General features: G+C 64.4%; 12 protein-coding genes. 11 read left to right on the top strand and 1 reads right to left on the bottom strand.

What is annotated here, in order from left to right; genetic code table 11:
• The first annotated feature begins 33 nt into the window (after positions 1 to 33).
• The 8 genes from epsF (at position 34) to O3298_RS24370 (ending at position 10,309) form a co-directional block, all read left to right on the top strand.
• The gene (epsF, locus tag O3298_RS24405; RefSeq protein ID WP_077400960.1) at positions 34 to 1,431 is read left to right on the top strand and encodes a chain length determinant protein EpsF; all 1,398 of its coding nucleotides are present in this window, start codon (positions 34 to 36) and stop codon (positions 1,429 to 1,431) included.
• A 13-nt stretch (positions 1,432 to 1,444) separates the two neighbouring features.
• The gene (epsG, locus tag O3298_RS24400; RefSeq protein ID WP_077409017.1) at positions 1,445 to 2,323 is read left to right on the top strand and encodes a chain length determinant protein tyrosine kinase EpsG; all 879 of its coding nucleotides are present in this window, start codon (positions 1,445 to 1,447) and stop codon (positions 2,321 to 2,323) included.
• Positions 2,323 to 3,231 (top strand): exosortase B, encoded by a 909-nt coding sequence (gene xrtB, locus O3298_RS24395; protein ID WP_251350013.1) that lies wholly within the window; start codon positions 2,323 to 2,325, stop codon positions 3,229 to 3,231. The genes epsG and xrtB overlap by 1 nt, the downstream gene beginning before the upstream one ends.
• Positions 3,228 to 3,914 (top strand): exosortase-associated protein EpsI, B-type, encoded by a 687-nt coding sequence (gene epsI / locus O3298_RS24390; protein WP_305060742.1) that lies wholly within the window; start codon positions 3,228 to 3,230, stop codon positions 3,912 to 3,914. The genes xrtB and epsI overlap by 4 nt, the downstream gene beginning before the upstream one ends.
• Before the next feature lie 64 nt (positions 3,915 to 3,978).
• A complete protein-coding gene (locus O3298_RS24385) occupies positions 3,979 to 5,517 on the top strand; it encodes a lipopolysaccharide biosynthesis protein (RefSeq protein WP_289906151.1) in 1,539 nt (512 codons plus the stop codon).
• Complete coding sequence (locus O3298_RS24380; protein ID WP_099665077.1) at positions 5,510 to 6,928, top strand: O-antigen ligase; 1,419 nt, start codon at positions 5,510 to 5,512, stop codon at positions 6,926 to 6,928. The genes O3298_RS24385 and O3298_RS24380 overlap by 8 nt, the downstream gene beginning before the upstream one ends.
• Complete coding sequence (locus O3298_RS24375) at positions 6,928 to 7,872, top strand: glycosyltransferase family A protein (RefSeq protein ID WP_305060741.1); 945 nt, start codon at positions 6,928 to 6,930, stop codon at positions 7,870 to 7,872. The genes O3298_RS24380 and O3298_RS24375 overlap by 1 nt, the downstream gene beginning before the upstream one ends.
• A gap of 205 nt (positions 7,873 to 8,077) precedes the next feature.
• Positions 8,078 to 10,309 (top strand): heparinase II/III family protein, encoded by a 2,232-nt coding sequence (locus O3298_RS24370; protein ID WP_305060740.1) that lies wholly within the window; start codon positions 8,078 to 8,080, stop codon positions 10,307 to 10,309.
• Positions 10,310 to 10,357: 48 nt separating this feature from the next.
• Here O3298_RS24370 and O3298_RS24365 read toward each other — a convergent pair whose 3' ends face one another.
• Entirely contained in the window at positions 10,358 to 11,344 is a 987-nt protein-coding gene (locus O3298_RS24365; RefSeq protein ID WP_305060739.1) for a glycosyltransferase, read from the bottom strand.
• Positions 11,345 to 11,649: 305 nt separating this feature from the next.
• Here O3298_RS24365 and O3298_RS24360 point away from each other — a divergent pair, with 305 nt between their 5' ends.
• The 3 genes from O3298_RS24360 (at position 11,650) to asnB (ending at position 16,022) form a co-directional block, all read left to right on the top strand.
• On the top strand, positions 11,650 to 12,861 hold the full coding sequence (locus O3298_RS24360) for a glycosyltransferase (protein WP_305060738.1): 1,212 nt from the start codon (positions 11,650 to 11,652) through the stop codon (positions 12,859 to 12,861).
• A gap of 231 nt (positions 12,862 to 13,092) precedes the next feature.
• Positions 13,093 to 14,127 (top strand): glycosyltransferase family 4 protein, encoded by a 1,035-nt coding sequence (locus O3298_RS24355; RefSeq protein WP_305060737.1) that lies wholly within the window; start codon positions 13,093 to 13,095, stop codon positions 14,125 to 14,127.
• Between the two features lie 26 nt (positions 14,128 to 14,153).
• Positions 14,154 to 16,022, top strand: a complete 1,869-nt coding sequence (gene asnB / locus O3298_RS24350) for an asparagine synthase (glutamine-hydrolyzing) (protein WP_305060736.1) — start codon at positions 14,154 to 14,156, stop codon at positions 16,020 to 16,022.
• Positions 16,023 to 16,024: the final 2 nt, after the last annotated feature.

Here is a 16,024-nt window from a genome sequence, read left to right as displayed (position 1 = left end):
GGCTCCCTACCTTTTTGTATTGAAAGTTTCCAAATGAACCTCACCCAACTATTGCTGATCCTTCGGGCGCGCAAGAAGATTGTGCTGCTGACCTTGATGATCACCGTGGCGCTGGCGCTGGGCGTCAGCCTGGTGCTGCCGAAGACCTACAAGGCCACCAGCACCCTGCTGCTGAACTACAAGGGCGTCGATCCCCTGACGGGCATGACCATGCCGGGGCAGTTGCTGCCTGGCTACATGGCGACCCAAGTCGATATTATCGGCAGCAAGAACGTGGCCTTGCGCGTCGTCGACCAGCTGGAACTGGCGCGCAGCCCCGCCGTGATCGCCCAGTTCAATGACGCGGCGCAAGGCAAGGGCACGGTGCGCGACTGGCTGGCCGACTTGCTGCTGAAGAAACTCGAAGTGATGCCGTCGCGCGAAAGCAGCGTGGTCGATGTCAGCTTCAAGGGCGCCGACCCGCAATTCGTCGCGGCCGTGTCGAACGCCTTTGCGGAACAGTATCAAAAGGTCAGCATCCAGCTGAAGGTCGACCCGATGCGCAAGGCGACGACGTACTTCGATGACCAGACCAAATTGCTGCGCGACAACGTTGAGCGCGCGCAAAGCCGCCTGTCGAAATACCAGCAGGACAATGGCATCGTCAGCGTCGACAACCGCCTCGATGTGGAATCGAACCGCTTGAACGACCTGTCGGCGCAACTGGTGCTGGCGCAGGGCCAGGCCATGGAAGCCAATTCGCGCCAGCGCATGGCGCAGGGCGGCAACCTGTCCGAATCGCCGGACGTCGCGTCGAATCCGCTGATCCAGAGCCTGAAGCTGGGCCTGGGCAATGCCGAGGGCAAATTGGCCGAACTGGGCCAGCGCCTGGACCGCAATCACCCGCAATACCAGAGCGCCAAGGCCGAAGTGGACAAGCTGCGCCGCGACCTGGCCGAGCAGACGCGCGCCACCTCGCAAAGCGTGGGCAACAATGCGCAGATCCTGCAGCAGCGCGAAGGCGCGATCCGCGCCGCACTGGCGGCGCAAAAAGCCAAGGTGCTGGAACTGAACCGGACGCGCGATGAAATGGGCGTGCTGAGCAAGGATGTGGAAAGCGCCCAGCGCGCCTTCGACGTGACTTCGCAGCGCCTGTCGCAGACGCGCATCGAAGGCCAGGCGGAGCAGTCCGATATCGCCATGCTCAATCCGGCCACGGCGCCGATCGAGCCGGACAGCCCGAAGATTCTCCGCAACGTGCTGCTGTCGATCTTCCTCGGCCTCATGCTGGGCTGCGGCATCGCGCTGCTGGCCGAATTGCTGGACCGCCGTATCCGTTCCGACCAGGACCTGAGCGAAGTGCTGCAGATTCCCGTGTTCGGCGTGGTCGACTGGAAACCTAAACAGCGTCGCATGCGCGGCATGCTGCCGCGCCGTTTGCGCCTGAACTGAGATGGAACCTATCATGACTTCAAGTCCACACCTCCTCAACACCACTGCGCCGCTGGCGCGCGGCACCGATTCCAGCATTGGCGGCCTGTTGCTCGAATCGGGCAAGATCACGCCGGAAAACGCCGAACGCGTGCTGCGCATGCAAAAGGAACTGGGCATCCGCTTCGGCGAAGCGGCCTTGCGCCTGGGCCTGATCACCGAAGCCGATATCGAGCAAGTGCTGGCGCGCCAGTTCGACTATCCGTACCTGCAGCCGGGCGCCGGCAAGTATCCGCAGGAACTGGTGGCCGCCTACCAGCCTTTCAGCCACCAAGTGGAAACCCTGCGCGCCGTGCGCAGCCAGCTGATGCTGCGCTGGTTCGCCCGCGGCAGCAAATCGCTGGTGGTGCTGGGCATGGAGCCGGGCGACGGCGCCAGCCTGTTCGCTGCCAACCTGGCCGTGGTGTTTTCCCAGCTGGGCGAGCACACCTTGCTGGTCGACGCCAACCTGCGCGCGCCGCGCCAGCAGGAAATCTTCGACCTGAAGACACGCCAGGGCCTGTCCGACGTGCTGGCCGGCCGCGCCGAACTCGATATCATCGCCAAGGTGGAATCGTTTGTCGCGCTGTCGGTGCTGTCCGCCGGCACCTTGCCGCCGAATCCGCAGGAACTGCTCAGCCGTACCTCCTTCGTCACGCTCAACAAGCAGCTGGAAAGCCGCTACGACGTGGTGCTGTACGACGTGCCGGCGTATGCCACCGGTTCCGATGCGCTGGCCGTGGCGGCGCGTGCGGGCGGCGTGCTGCTGGTGGCGCGCAAGAACAAGACGCCGATGGCGGAAGTGGCGGCCATGGCCGAGCAAATGACGCATAGCGGCGCCCAGGTGGTCGGTTCCGTGATGGTCGACTTTTGATGGCTGCGCCAGGCCACGCCATGCCGCCGGCGCAGGCCGGCCGCTCCGCCGTGCCGGACTGGCTGCCGCTGGCGCTGGGTTTCCTGGCCATGCTCGCGCCCAGCCTGGTCGGGCTGTTCCGCGGCATCTGGTCCACCGAAGAGCAGGCGCACGGTCCCATCATCCTGGCCCTGTCGCTGTGGTTGATCTACCGCAAATGGCCCGAGATGCTGGCGCAGAGCGCCGGCGCCCGTCCGGCCCGCGCCGGCTGGCCGCTGCTGGCCGTTTCGCTGCTGCTGTATGTGCTGGGCCGTTCGCAGCATATCCTGTCGCTGGAAATCCTCGCCCTGATCGGCACCGGCCTGTCGCTGCTGCTGCTCAAGCGCGGCTGGATTGCCGCGCGCATTCTGTGGTTTCCCTTCTTTTTCATGCTGTTCATGGTGCCGCTGCCGCTGCCGCTGGTGACGACCCTGACCATGCCGATGAAAATGGCGGTTTCGTATGTGACCGAACACCTGCTTTTCCTGGCCGGCTATCCGATCGCCCGCAATGGCGTGATCCTGCAGATCGGCCAGTACCAGTTGCTGGTGGCCGACGCCTGCGCCGGCTTGCAGACCCTGCTGACGCTTGAAGCGCTGGGCCTGTTCTACCTGAACCTGGTGCGGCATACTTCGCCGTTCCGCAACATCGTGCTGGCCCTGCTGATCGTGCCGATTTCCTTTACCGCCAATGTCATCCGCGTGATGGTGCTGACCCTGATCACGTATTACTTCGGCGACGCGGCCGGGCAGGGCTTCCTGCACGGCTTCGCCGGCATGGTGCTGTTCATTTCCGCGCTGCTGCTGATCCTCAGTGTCGACAGCTTGCTGCAGTGGATCGTGCGCAAGCGCCAGGCGGGCCGCGCGCCAACCGTGGGAGCGTCGACATGAACGCTGCATTGCGCATGAATATGCTGCTGGGCGCCTTGCTGCTGGGCGCGGCCGTCCTCAGCCACGGCGTGGCGCCGGGCGTGAAGATGGCCGACCAGCGCCCGAGTTTTTCGCTGGAAGCGGCGATACCGCAAGCGTTCGGCGACTGGCGCGTCGACAGTTCCATCGTGCCGCTGCAGGTGGATCCGGAAACCCAGGAACGCCTGAACAAGATCTACAACCAGACCTTGTCGCGTACCTACATCAATGGGCACGGCGAACGGGTGATGCTGTCGATCGCGTACGGCGGCGACCAGAGCGACAACATGGGCGTGCACAAGCCGGAAGTGTGCTACGCGGCGCAGGGTTTCCAGGTCGAGCGCGACGAATACGGCGAGCTGGCCTCGGCCTACGGCAGCCTGCCCGTGAAGCGCTTGCTGGCCGTGAATGGCAACCGCAGCGAGCCCATCACGTACTGGATCACCATCGGCGACAAGATCAGCAAGGTGGGCATGCAGCAGCGCCTGGAGCAATTGCGCTATGGCCTGACGGGCACCGTGGCCGACGCCATGCTGTTCCGCGTGTCGAGCATCGATACGGACTTGCCGCGCGCCTACCGCTTGCAGGCCGATTTCGTCAACGGCATGCTGGCCAGCATGCCGGCGGCGCAGCGCAGCCGCCTGATCGGCGCGCCGCCCGGATGAGGCATGGCTTGAACGATGACAAAGCGCCGGCGGGCGCGGCACGGCGTGGCGGACAGCGAGAATCATGAGCAGCGACATCAACAAGAAAAGCGTCAGCGCCGTCAAGTGGGCGGCGATGGGCACGGTCCTCATGTTTGGCCTGCAGCTGGTCACGCAAGTGGTGCTGGCGCGCCTGCTGGGGCCGGAAAACTACGGCTTGTTTGCGATGGGACTGATTGTGCTGACATTTAGCAACTTTCTGGCCGATTTTGGTTTTTCCTGGGGGCTGGTGCAAAACCGCACGCTCAGCGAGGAAGACGTGCGCTTCACGGTGACGTGGCAGGCGCTGACGGGCCTGGCGGCCATGAGCTTGCTGTTTTTCATGGCGCCGTGGATCGCCGCGTACTTCAAGGAACCGCGCATCGCGCCCGTGATCGCCTGGATGAGCCTGACTTGCCTGCTGAATGCGCTGACGGCGCCGGGCAGCAGCCTGCTGCGGCGCGCCCTCGATTTCCGCTGGCTCAACATCATCCAGGTGATCAGCTATATCGTCGGCTACCTGCTGGTGGGCTTGCCGCTCGCGTATGCGGGCGCCGGCGTGTGGACCCTCGTGTGCGCCTGGCTGGGACAGGCTTCCACGGCGCTGGTGCTGACGTATGCGCGCACGCGTTTCTCGCTCAAGCCGCTGCTGTGGTACGAGGGCGCGCGGCGCTCGACGAATGTGGGCGTGACGGTGTTCGTGACGAATCTGTGCAACTGGTGCCTGAACAATATGGACCGCGTGTTCCTGGGCCGCTTCCTGAATGCCCACGCGGTGGGCGTGTATGCGGTCGGCTACAACCTGGCCAATACGCCCAACTCGCTGTTCCTGAGCGCCTTGCAGCCGGCCTTCCTGGCCACGGGCGCCAAGCTGCAGGACGACTTGCCGCGCCTGCGCGACACGTATCTGTCGGTGCTGGCGACCATCTGGATCATCATCCTGCCGCTGTTCGTGCTGCTGGCGATGACGGCGCCGGACTTGATCGGCGTGTTGTACGGCAAGGTGTGGCAAGAATCGGGCATCGTGCTGAGCATCCTGGCGCTGGCCATGCCCGCGTACATCACGTGGGGCATGTCGACGCCGATCTTGTGGAATACGGGCGGCAAGCACCTGGAAAGCCTGCTGCAGCTGCCGCTGATCGTGCTGGCCGGCGCGGCGCTGGTGCTGTGGGCGGGGCAGGGCGGGGCGGTGGTCGCCATGATCGCCGCCGGCACCTTGCTGGCGCGGGCGCTAGTGGTGGGCACGGTGGCGTGCCTGCGCCTGCAGGTGGGGCTGGGCGATCTGGCGCCGCTGGCCGCGCGCGGCCTGGCCATGGGCTTGCTGGCCGCCGCCGGCAGCTGGGGCGGCGCCATGCTGGGCAGCCTGGGCGGCAGCCATCCGCTGCCGGCATTCCTGGGTGGCGCGCTGTTCGGCGGCCTGACCCTGCTGCTGGCCGTGCTGGCCTGGCCTGAACTGCTGGGCACGCGAGCGGTGGGCATGCTTGCCCGCTTCAGCCCGCCGCTGCCGGCCAGGGTAGTCTCCTATTTGCGCGCCCGCTGTGGCGCGCGCGACAACTTACTGGATACGCGAGAACTACATGAGTGAAATACTGTTTGGCCTGTTTGCCGTGGTCGCCGCGCTGGTGGTGGTGTTCGTGATCGCCTTGAGCATCCATTGGGGCAGCAAGCGCGAGACGGGACTGGTGCCGTACGTGTTCTATCCGGTCTTCCTGTCGATCGCCGTGGCGGCCATCCTGTCGAACCGCGATGTCTCGGGCGATGAACTCCAGATGGGCATGCAGGCGCTGGCGCGGCATCCGGCCAGCTCCTGGTTTGGCCGGCTCACGTCCCTGTTCGTGATCTTTGCCTGCGGCGAGCGCATTCTGCACCGCCTGACTACGCGCGACAAGCTGCAGCCGATACCGATGCTGCTGTTCTGGGCGCTGTTCGTGTATTTCCTCAGCAATATCGTCAGTCCGGCCGTGCTGGGGCGCCATACCAATGTGTCGCATGAATACCTGTACATGTTCCTGGCCGGCTATGCGGCCTTGCTGATGACGCACAAGGAGGTCGACCTGAGCGTCATCTCGATGCGCAACGCCACCCTGCTGTTCCTGGTGCTCAGCGCAGCCGTGTTTGCCTGGAAGCCGAACATGGTCGTCAACCGGAATTACCACGGCCTGATTCCCTTCCTCAGCATCCGCTATACGGGCCTGGCCAATCACGCCAACAGCCTGGGACCGATGGTGGTGGTGTTCCTGCTGTGCCTGTGGCGCAAGCCCTATGGCTGGCGCCCGCTGAACCTGTTCGCCTGGGGCCTGGGTCTGGGCAGCCTGCTGCTGGCGCAATCGAAAACCAGCTGGATCGCCTGCTTCCTGTGCTTTGCCTGCGTCGCCTATTTCGGTTTCCGCGAACAGATCAAGGAGCGGCTGTTCGATTACCGCCGCCCGCAATTGTCGATCGTCGGCATCTTCTGCTTCATCCTGCTGTGTACGCTGGGCATGTTGTATGTGATGTTTGGCAATATCGATGCCAAGCTGGCGCACTTTGCCACCAGCAGCGAAGGCTCCGACTTGATCAGTTTGACGGGCCGCGACGTGATCTGGCAGGTGGCGTTGCAGGAGTGGCACAAGAATCCCGTGTTCGGCTACGGCTTGCCGCTGTGGGATGACGCATTCCGCATCAGCATCGGCATGCCATACGCCACCCATGCGCACAGCCAGTTTTACCAGAGCCTGGCCAGCGCCGGCACCATCGGCGCCATCGGCCTGGTGCTGTATGCCATGGCGCTGCTGTATGCGTGCGCGCGCACGGCGCGGGCCAGCCAGGGCCTGTCGATGGCCTTGTTCGTCCTCATCGCCATCCGCTCGATCAGCGAAGTGCCGCTGTCGCTGACGGGCTTTGCCGCCGAGGCGATGACGCATTTGTTGCTGCTCATTATCGTGACGGCGTATTTTCCGGTGGCCGACAAGCAGGCCGTGAGGGCGCGCAAGGTGCGCGTGCCGGGGATGGCTTGATGCTGTGCTCGGTCATCGTGCCCCTGTATAACAAGGGGCCGTATATCGAAGCGGCGCTGGCCTCGGTGCTGGCGCAAACCCATGCCGACTGGGAAGTGGTGGTGGTCGATGACGGTTCCAGCGACGATGGCGCGCAGCGCGTGCGGGCTTGCGCCGATGCGCGCGTGCGCCTCGTCAGCCAGGCCAATGGCGGCGTCTCGCGCGCGCGTAACCGCGGCATCCTCGAAGCGCGCGGCGACTTGATCTGTTTTCTCGATGCGGACGACTGGTATGGTCCCGTGTATCTGGAAACCATGGTGGGCATGGCGCGGGCCCATCCGTCCGGCTCGTTTTTCGCCTGCGGCTTCGAACGCATACCCGACAGCCGCGCCGCAGCGCTCAGCTACCAGGGCGCGGCCGTGCGCGAGACGCGCCTGCTCGACGACTTTTTCGAGCGCCGCCGCCGTGGCGGACCGTTTTTCTGCACGAATTCAGTGGCCATCCGGCGCAGCGACTTGTTGCCCTTGCAACCATGCTTCCCGGAAGGCGAGTCGGCTGGCGAGGACCAGGATCTGTGGTTCCGCCTGGCCGAGCGCCTGACGCTCGTGTTTACGCCGGCACAGCTGGTGGCCTACCGTGTCGAGGTGGCCGGCAGCCTGTGCGCGATCGAGTCGGCCGATGTGCTGGCGCCCACGTTCGAACGGCTGGAACGGCGCGCCCTGGCCTGGCCGGCGGCCAATCCGGCGCGCCGTTCCGCCTTGCGGCTGGTGTCCGATGCGCGCGTCAGCGTGGCGCGCGCGGCGCTGGCGCGGGGCCGCCGCGGCGAAGCGCTGGCCGGGTTGCGCCGCGCCGCCGGCGGCGGCATGTCGCGCCACTGGTGGGTGGCCCTGGCCTTGTGTTGTTTGCTGCCGACCCGGCTCGCCGTCAAATGGCAAATGTGGCGCGAAACGCACATTAATAGCTGAGCTGCAACTAATATTAATGTTCGGAAGAATACTTTAGGTATATGCTTACAGGTATTCGCAGTGCCTTCCGCAGTGTCTTCGCCTTTTGCCCGATTTTGTACGGCGGGCCGTCCTGTGTCTCGCAAGCAGCCTCGACAGGAGGCGTATGATATGCCCCACGCAGCGGCGGTATCTTGCTCGATAGTTGATGTTAAGAAGGTAATCTATGAAATTCGCTAAATATACGCTGGTCAAAGTGGCGCTGCTGCTCGTCTGTTCAGCCTGCGGCCAGGCCCAGGCCGACTGGGCCCTGGCGACCGACCCATTGGCCGTCCGCACCTTGCCGGACAACCGCCAGATCCAGCCGCAAAATCCCCCCAGTTTTACCTGGTCGCGCCATCCGCTGTCGCCGGCGTCGTATGTCATTGAAGTCAAATTGGCGGGCGCCGTGGTCAGTACCTTCACGTCGGCGCGCAACTGGTATCTGCCATCCAAGAAATTTGCGGCAGGCACCTATAGCTGGCGCGTGCGTCCCAGCACGAGCAATGAGTGGTCGAGCCCGCGAACCTTTGTGATCGACGCCACGTCGAAAGTGTTCGAAGTGCCGGAAAGCAGTACCTTGCGCGCTGCCATCGTCTTGCGCCCGCGCCCGCGCGGCCTGGAGGATAATGCGACCTTTTTTGCGAGCTGGAGCGCGGCCAAGCGCGCCGACCGCTCCCAGGTGCTGACCTGGCTGAGCACCGAGGTGATACGTAATATGACGGCGATCGCGCCCGTCTCCGACGCCGAGTGGCCATTGTCTCCAGGCAAGGTGCGCACGGCCGCCAACGAGGCGCAGAATGCGCGCGTCATTTCGCGCACGAATCAGAGCTCCCGCCAGCTTGAAGCGGCCTCGCTGCTGTACCGCGTGACGGGCGAGAACCAGTATCTGGTGGAGGCGATCGCGCGCGGCGACCAGGAAGCCGCGCTCAGCCCGAACGGCGGTACCAGTTTTGTCAACCATGACCAGGGCAACCGCGCCATTGCGCAAAGCCTGATCAAGGCGGTCGACAACCTGGGCAGCGCCCTCGATGCGCCGCGCCGCGCCGCGTGGCTGGAAATGGTACGCGTTCGTACCAATGCGATGTACCTCGACCTGGCTGCGCAGACGGGGCGCCTGGACCAGTATCCCTACGATTCCCACGCCGCCAGCAATATCGGTTTCCTGACGCTGATTTCAACGCTGTCCCTGGGCGATATCCCGGAGGCGAAGGACTGGTTCGATTTCTCGTTCCGCGCCTTTGTCAGTTCCTACAGCGTGTGGAGCGGTCCGGAGGGCGGTTTTGCCAACGGCACGGCGTATGCCGAATATGAAGCCGACTATGCGCTGCAGATCTGGCCGGCGCTCGCCTACACGACCAAGGTCGACCTGTTCACCAAGCCCTGGGCCAGCGGCTTCCTCGATTACCTGATGCATTTCGTGCCGCCCGGTTCGCAGACCCACGTGTTTGGCGACGGGCACGAGTCGCTGCCTGAAATCCGCATGATGAAGGGTTTCGCCGCGCATTTCGCCACGCCTGCCGCGGCGTGGTATTACAAGAACCTGATCCGCACCGACGATTCGCTGGCCACCTTGCAGGCGCCGTACCCGTTGCCGGTGGCGACGGTGGCCACGCCCGCGCCGCCAGGCAACTCGGCGTATTACCCCAGCATCGGCTGGGCCGCCATGCACAGCGACATCGGCAATCTGCAGCGCACCTCGGTGTATTTCAAATCGAGTCCCTACGGTTCGTTCAATCACAGCCACGGTGACCAGAACGGCTTTGTGCTGGCCAGCGCGGGCGTGCCCCTGCTGACGGAAAGCGGCTGGTACGACTGGTACGATTCGCCGCTGTGGAGTTCCTGGTACCGCCAGACCAAGGCGCACAATGCCTTGACGTTCGACAATGGCCAGGGCCAGCTGGTCGACGGCTATGAAACGACCATGGCGCGCAACGGCCGCATCACCGCCTTTGCTCCCAAGGCCACCGTCGACTATGTGGCGGGCGACGCCACGCTGGCCTACGGCGGCCAGCTGACATCGGCGCTGCGCAAGCTGTGGTTCCTGCGCACCACGGACGCCGTGGTGGTGCAGGACCAGGTGACCTCGGCCACGCCGCGCGTGTTCGAGTGGAACTTCCATACGTATGCGCCTATCGTGGTCGACGCCGGCGGCGCCATCTCGGTGACGAATCAGGGCCGCAAGGTGTGCGTGGTGCCGGTCAGCACCGGTGCGCGTTTCGAAAAGCGTACGGGACCTCCGCCGCAGCCCGGTACCTATGAAGAGCATGGGGTGTTCATCAAGTCGACCGCAGCGCTGAGCGGCGAATTCCTCACGGTGCTCGATGTCGGCTGCAAGAAGCCGCTGATCAAGCTGGGCAAGAGCGGCACGGCCCGCACGCTGACGGTCGGCAAGCAAGTGGTGACATTGCCGAACTGACCGCTGCTTCAAGAAAAATCCACTGCCGTCGTTGCGGCAGTGGATTTTTTAATTGGCGAGCAGAAATTGTTCGATTTCCTGGCCCGGTCCGCCGCGCTGCTCCATCCGGGCACAGGCGCGCGACACTTGCTGGGCCAAGCCTGCGCGGAAGGCGTCGTCGGACAGGGCGCGGCGCAAGCCTTCGCGCATGGCGCCGCTGTCGCCGGCGGCAACGAAACCGGCATAATCGCGTCCCAGGTACGCTTCGATGGCTTCGTGGCGCGTGGCGATCAGCGGTTTTCCATTGCGCAATACCCGCAGCAGCACGCTCTGGCCACAGGCTTCGCCCTGGCTTTTCAGCGGCATGGCGACCACCCGGCTGCTTGCCAGCAGCTTTTCAAACTGCGCTTCCGGCAAGTCGAGATGGACCGTGGTCTGCGCCGGGTCTTGCGCGGGGATCTGGTTTTGCGCCGACGCCACGATCACCAGGTGCGCTTCCAGCCCGTGCGCCGCATCCAGCAGCAGGTCGTAATCGCGGTTGGAAAAGCCGCCGGAGAAGATGCTGCCGTCATCTTGCCGCTGGGACGCCGTGGTGGCGCCGTCGAGATGCTGGCGCCACAGGTGGAAATGCACGGCGGAGGGTGCGATGCCGACGTTGTCGGTCAGGTTGCGCGTTTCTCCGCTGGAAAAAGTAATGAATTCCAGTCCGGGGAAATTGAGCAGGCGCCAGGCCCGGTTGATCACGTTGCGGGCCCGCGTGCCATGGATGAAACAAGCCATCACCAGCAGCCGTTGCGGGCGCGGTAGCAGGCCCAGGCGTATCAGCGCCAGCACGGGCAACGCTTGCCAGCCGACGACCAGCAGGCGGTCTTGCTGGCACCATAATTTGCGCGTGCGCAACAGTGACGGCGACAGCATGGCGGCCAGGATGGACAGTTTGCTGCGCATGTGCGCCTGCGCGTCCGGCCCGATATGCGTCACGCGCGCGCCGCCCGCTGCCAGATGCTCGACGATGTCGTGGTAGGTTCCCGCTTCCGACAGCAGCACGTGGATCATTGTTGCGCCTTATTAAAAATGAACATTATCACATTAAAACAACAGCCAGGGCCGTTCCGGCGCTCGTTGTCACACAATTAATGATTGGCAATCGACCGCATTATTACAATAGCATTAAAATGGACGTTTACACATTGTTTCAGCGTGAGACCTGTCATGCTGCGGCCAGCTTGCCGCTCATCAATGGTGCAAGCTTGGTTTGATGCTACTAATGCAATATAATTAATTATTTCGTAAGGGCATGATATGCTTCGGCGCATGGCGTATTGTATCTGCCTCAACCTTTTTTTGCCGTCGAACCGCCTATGTCCCTGAAGATTTTGCAACTGGTGCCGGAAAGCCTGCCCACGTTTCGCCCCGATGTCGCGGTACTGTTCGGCAAGTACCTGCCGCGCCACGGCGTCGAATGCGATATCGTCGGCATGCCGTCGCAACAGCCGCCGCAGGCGCAGGGTTTCCGTTCGGTGCGCCACGGGCGTTTCCTGGGCAGCCGCCTGTTGCGCGAACTGGCTTTCCAGTGGCTCTGCCTGCGCGCCCTGGCGGGTGCCCGCCGCGCCGGTTGCGATGCGATCCAGGTGCGCGACATGGTGCCCACGGGTCTGCTCGCCTTGCTGGTGGCGCGCCTGAAGGGCATACCGTTCTATTACTGGGTGTCATACCTGATCAGCGAGGGACGCATCGAACGGGCGCGCAGCAGTCTGGCGCAGCGCCCCACCTTGCGCGCGCGCCTGGTGCTGTGCAAGGGTTTGCTCGAACAATGGTTGTTGTACCGCATTGTGTTGCCGCGCGCCAATCACGTCTTCGTGCAAAGCGACGCGATGCTGCGCATGATGCAGGCGCGCGGCATCGCGGCGCAGCGCCTCACTGCCGTGCCCATGGGGGTCGACATGGAAGTGTTGCAGGCGCAAGCCATCGCGCCCGTCCGGCCGGAGGGCTGGGAGGAGGTGCCCTTGCTGGCCTACCTGGGCACGCTCGACCAGTCGCGCCAGCTGGAACGCTTGCTCGATGCCTTGCTGATCGTGCGCCAGCGCATCCCCGCGGCCTGTCTGTTGCTGATCGGCGCTTCCGATACGCCATCCGACGTCGATGACTTGCTTGCCTATGCGCAGCGCGCCGGCCTGGCCGGGGCCGTGCGCGTGACGGGCTGGCTGCCCTCGGACCAGGCGTGGCCCCTGCTGGCCGGGGCCGACGCCGCGCTGTCGTATATTCCCCGTGGCGCCCTGTTCGACGTCAGTTCGCCCACCAAGCTGCTCGAATACCTGGCCTTGCGCATGCCGGCCGTGGGCAATGACAGTCCGGACCAGGCCGAAGTGCTGACGGCCAGCGGCGCAGGCTGGCTGACGGCCAGCGAACCGGCCGCCATGGCCGCGGCGATGGCGGCCATCTTGTCCGATGTGCCCGCAGCGCGCGCCCGCGCCCAGGCCGGCGTCGCCTATATCGAGGCGCGGCGCAGCTACCGCGTGCTGGCGCAGGCACTGGCGCAGCGCTACCTGGATCTGGCCGGCGCGCACCGTTGATGCCCGTGGCTGGAAGCGTAGGCAAGAAGTTGTTGCCGAACACGTAAACGGCGCTCAGAATGCACCATGGGTGGTGTTCCCTGGAAGAAAATTGTTGTAGATGTTAGCGCAATGCAGCAAATATATTTGTCTTCGCGTCTAAATTACAAAAGTACAACATATAATACCAATATGACTACGATAATGCTGCTAGGACCTGCACTTAATGCGGTGAGCGGGGTAACCACCCATTTGAATCAACTATTTCACAGTTCTTTGTCGCAAGACTACAAGCTGGTGCACTTTCAGGTCGGCAGCGAGGGCCGCAACGAGTCGCGCCTGCACAAGCTGCTGCGTTTCGCCTGGAGCCCCGTGCAGTTCGTGCAGGCCATGCGCAAGCAGCGCCCGCAGATCGTGCATATCAACACGTCCATGGAGTGGCGCAGCTACTGGCGCGACATCGTGTATCTGCTGCTGGCCAAGGCCATGGGCAAGCGCGTCGTGTACCAGGTGCATGGCGGCGCCCTGCCGCAGGTGTTTTTCAACGGCAAGCCATTGCTGACGGGTTTGCTGCGGCGCGTGCTGCGCGCGGCCGATGTGGTGGTGTTGCTGGCGCAATGCGAACTGCAGGGCTATCGCGATTTCGATCCGGCGCTGGCGCTCGACGTGATACCCAACGCCATCGATGCGGGCAGCGACCCCGGCGACAGGCCGCTCGTGCCGCAGCGTCCGCTGTCACTCGTGTACGTGGGGCGCCTGGCGGAAAGCAAGGGCCTGTTCGACTTGCTCGAAGGGCTGCGCCTGGCGCGCGCCGCAGGCGTGCAAGCCACGCTGGCGCTGGCCGGCAGCGGCCCCCAGGAAGCGGCGCTGCGCGAGCGCGTCGCCGGACTCGGCTTGCAAGAGGCGGTGCGCTTTCTCGGCCCCGTCTTTGGCGCCGAAAAGGAAGCCGTGTGGCGCCAGGCCGACCTGTTCGGTTTCCCCACCTTGCACCAGGAAGGCTTGCCGTATGCGTTGCTGGAAAGCATGGCCGCACGCACGCCCGTCCTGGTATGCCCCGTGGGCGCGATAGCCGACGTGATGCAGGATGGCGTGCATGGCGTGTTCTTGCCGCGGCGCAATCCCCAGGCGCTGGCGGACGCCATCGCGCGCCTCGACGGCGACCGCGCCCTGTTGCAGCGCATGGGACAAGCTTGCCGCGAGCGCATCGAAAGCGCCTATACGGTCGAGCGCCTGGCGCAGGATTTTCTCCGCGTCTACCGCGCCTTGCTGGCGCCGCCGGCAGTCTAGCCGAACCCTTTTTTAAGCGAGCCCATATGTGCGGTATTGCCGGTTTGATTTTCCCCTCGTCCGTCGCAGGCTTGCCCGCGGCGCTCGACGCCATGGGGCGCGCCATCGCGCACCGCGGTCCCGATGACACGGGCGTGCTCAACGCGGCCACGGCCGACGGCGCCTGGCAGCTGGGCTTGCTGCACCGCCGCCTGTCCATCATCGACATCGCCACGGGCCACCAGCCGCTGGGCAATGAGACGGGCGATGTGCAAATCATCTTCAATGGCGAAATCTACAATTTCCAGCCCCTGCGCGACGAATTGATCGCGCTGGGCCATCATTTCCGCACGGCATCCGACACGGAAACCATCGTGCATGCCTACGTGCAATGGGGAGAGGAATGCGTGCAGCATTTCCGCGGCATGTTTGCGTTTGCCATCTGGGATGCGCGCAACGACCGCCTGTTCATGGCGCGCGACCCGTTCGGCAAGAAACCCCTGTTCCTGTGGCAGCACGAGGGAAAACTGGCTTTCGGCTCGGAAATCAAGGCGCTGCTGGCCTTGCCGGACGTGGCGCCGCAAGCGGACGAGGCCGCCATCTGGGATTATTTCGCCTACCGCTACGTGCCGGGCCCGGCCACCTTGTTCCAGGGCATCCGCAAGCTGGCGCCCGGTTCCACGGCCACGTGGGAAAACGGCGTGCTGCGCGAGCGCGTGTATTACACGCCGCCCGACAGCCGGCCCCGCCTGGCGGCCCCGCTGCCGGCCGACCCCGTCGCCACCTTCCTCGACAAGCTCGATGAATCGGTGCGCATCCGCATGATTTCCGACGTGCCCTTCGGCGCCTTCCTGTCCGGCGGCATCGATTCGTCGGCCGTGGTGGCGCTGATGTCGCGCCACGCGGGCGTGCCCGTGAAGACTTTTTCCGTCGGTTTCAAGGAAGGCGGCTTCAGCGAGCTGGCGTATGCGGCCGATATCGCGCGGCAATTTTCCACGGAACACCATGAGCTGGAAGTGTCCGTCGACCAGGTCATCGCCTTGCTGCCCGACCTCGTGCGCTTCCGCGACGCCCCCGTGGCCGAGCCATCCGACATTCCCATCTACCTGCTGGCGCAGGAATCGCGCAAGACGGTCAAGATGGTCTTGACGGGCGAAGGTTCCGATGAAATCCTCGGCGGCTACCCCAAGCACGTGTACGAGCGCTATGCGGGCAACTACCAGATGCTGCCGGGCCTGCTGCGCCGGGGCTTGATCGAGCCGGCCATCGGCGCCTTGCCATACCGTTTCCGCCGCGCCAAGACGGCCATCGTCAACCTGGGCCTGGAAGCGTTCGACGAACGCATGCCGCGCTGGTTCGGCATGATGTCCGACCAGGAACGCGCGCGCCTGGTGGCCATGCCGGCGCCAGCGCGCCAGCGCGATCCTTCGCTGGGCTGCGGCAGCGCCGGCAACAGCGCCTTGCGCCGCATCCTGTGCTTCGACCAGCTGAGCTGGCTGCCCGACAACCTGCTGGAGCGGGGCGACCGCATGACCATGGCCGCGTCGCTGGAAGCGCGCATGCCCTTCATGGACCACGAACTGGCGGCGTATGTGGCTAGCCTGCCGGACGAGTACCGCGTGCGCGGCCGCACCACCAAGTGGATCTTGCGCGAAGCCATGAAGCAGCTGTTGCCGCAAGCTATCTTGGAGCGGCCGAAAGTGGGCTTCCGCGTGCCCGTCAACGAATGGTTCCGCGGCCCCATGAAGGATTACCTGTACGAACACTTGACGGGCGCCGGGTCGCGCACGCGCCACTATTACCATACACAAGCCCTGCAGCAGGTGCTGGCCGAGCACGTGGCAGGACGGCAAAACCACGAGAAACTGCTGTGGAGCTTGCTCACCCTGGAAATCTGGCACCGCCAGTATCTGTGAGA

Source organism: Janthinobacterium sp. SUN137, assembly GCF_030587265.1.
Lineage (GTDB): Bacteria > Pseudomonadota > Gammaproteobacteria > Burkholderiales > Burkholderiaceae_D > Janthinobacterium > Janthinobacterium kumbetense.
This window is presented reverse-complemented; position numbering and strand designations above follow the sequence as displayed.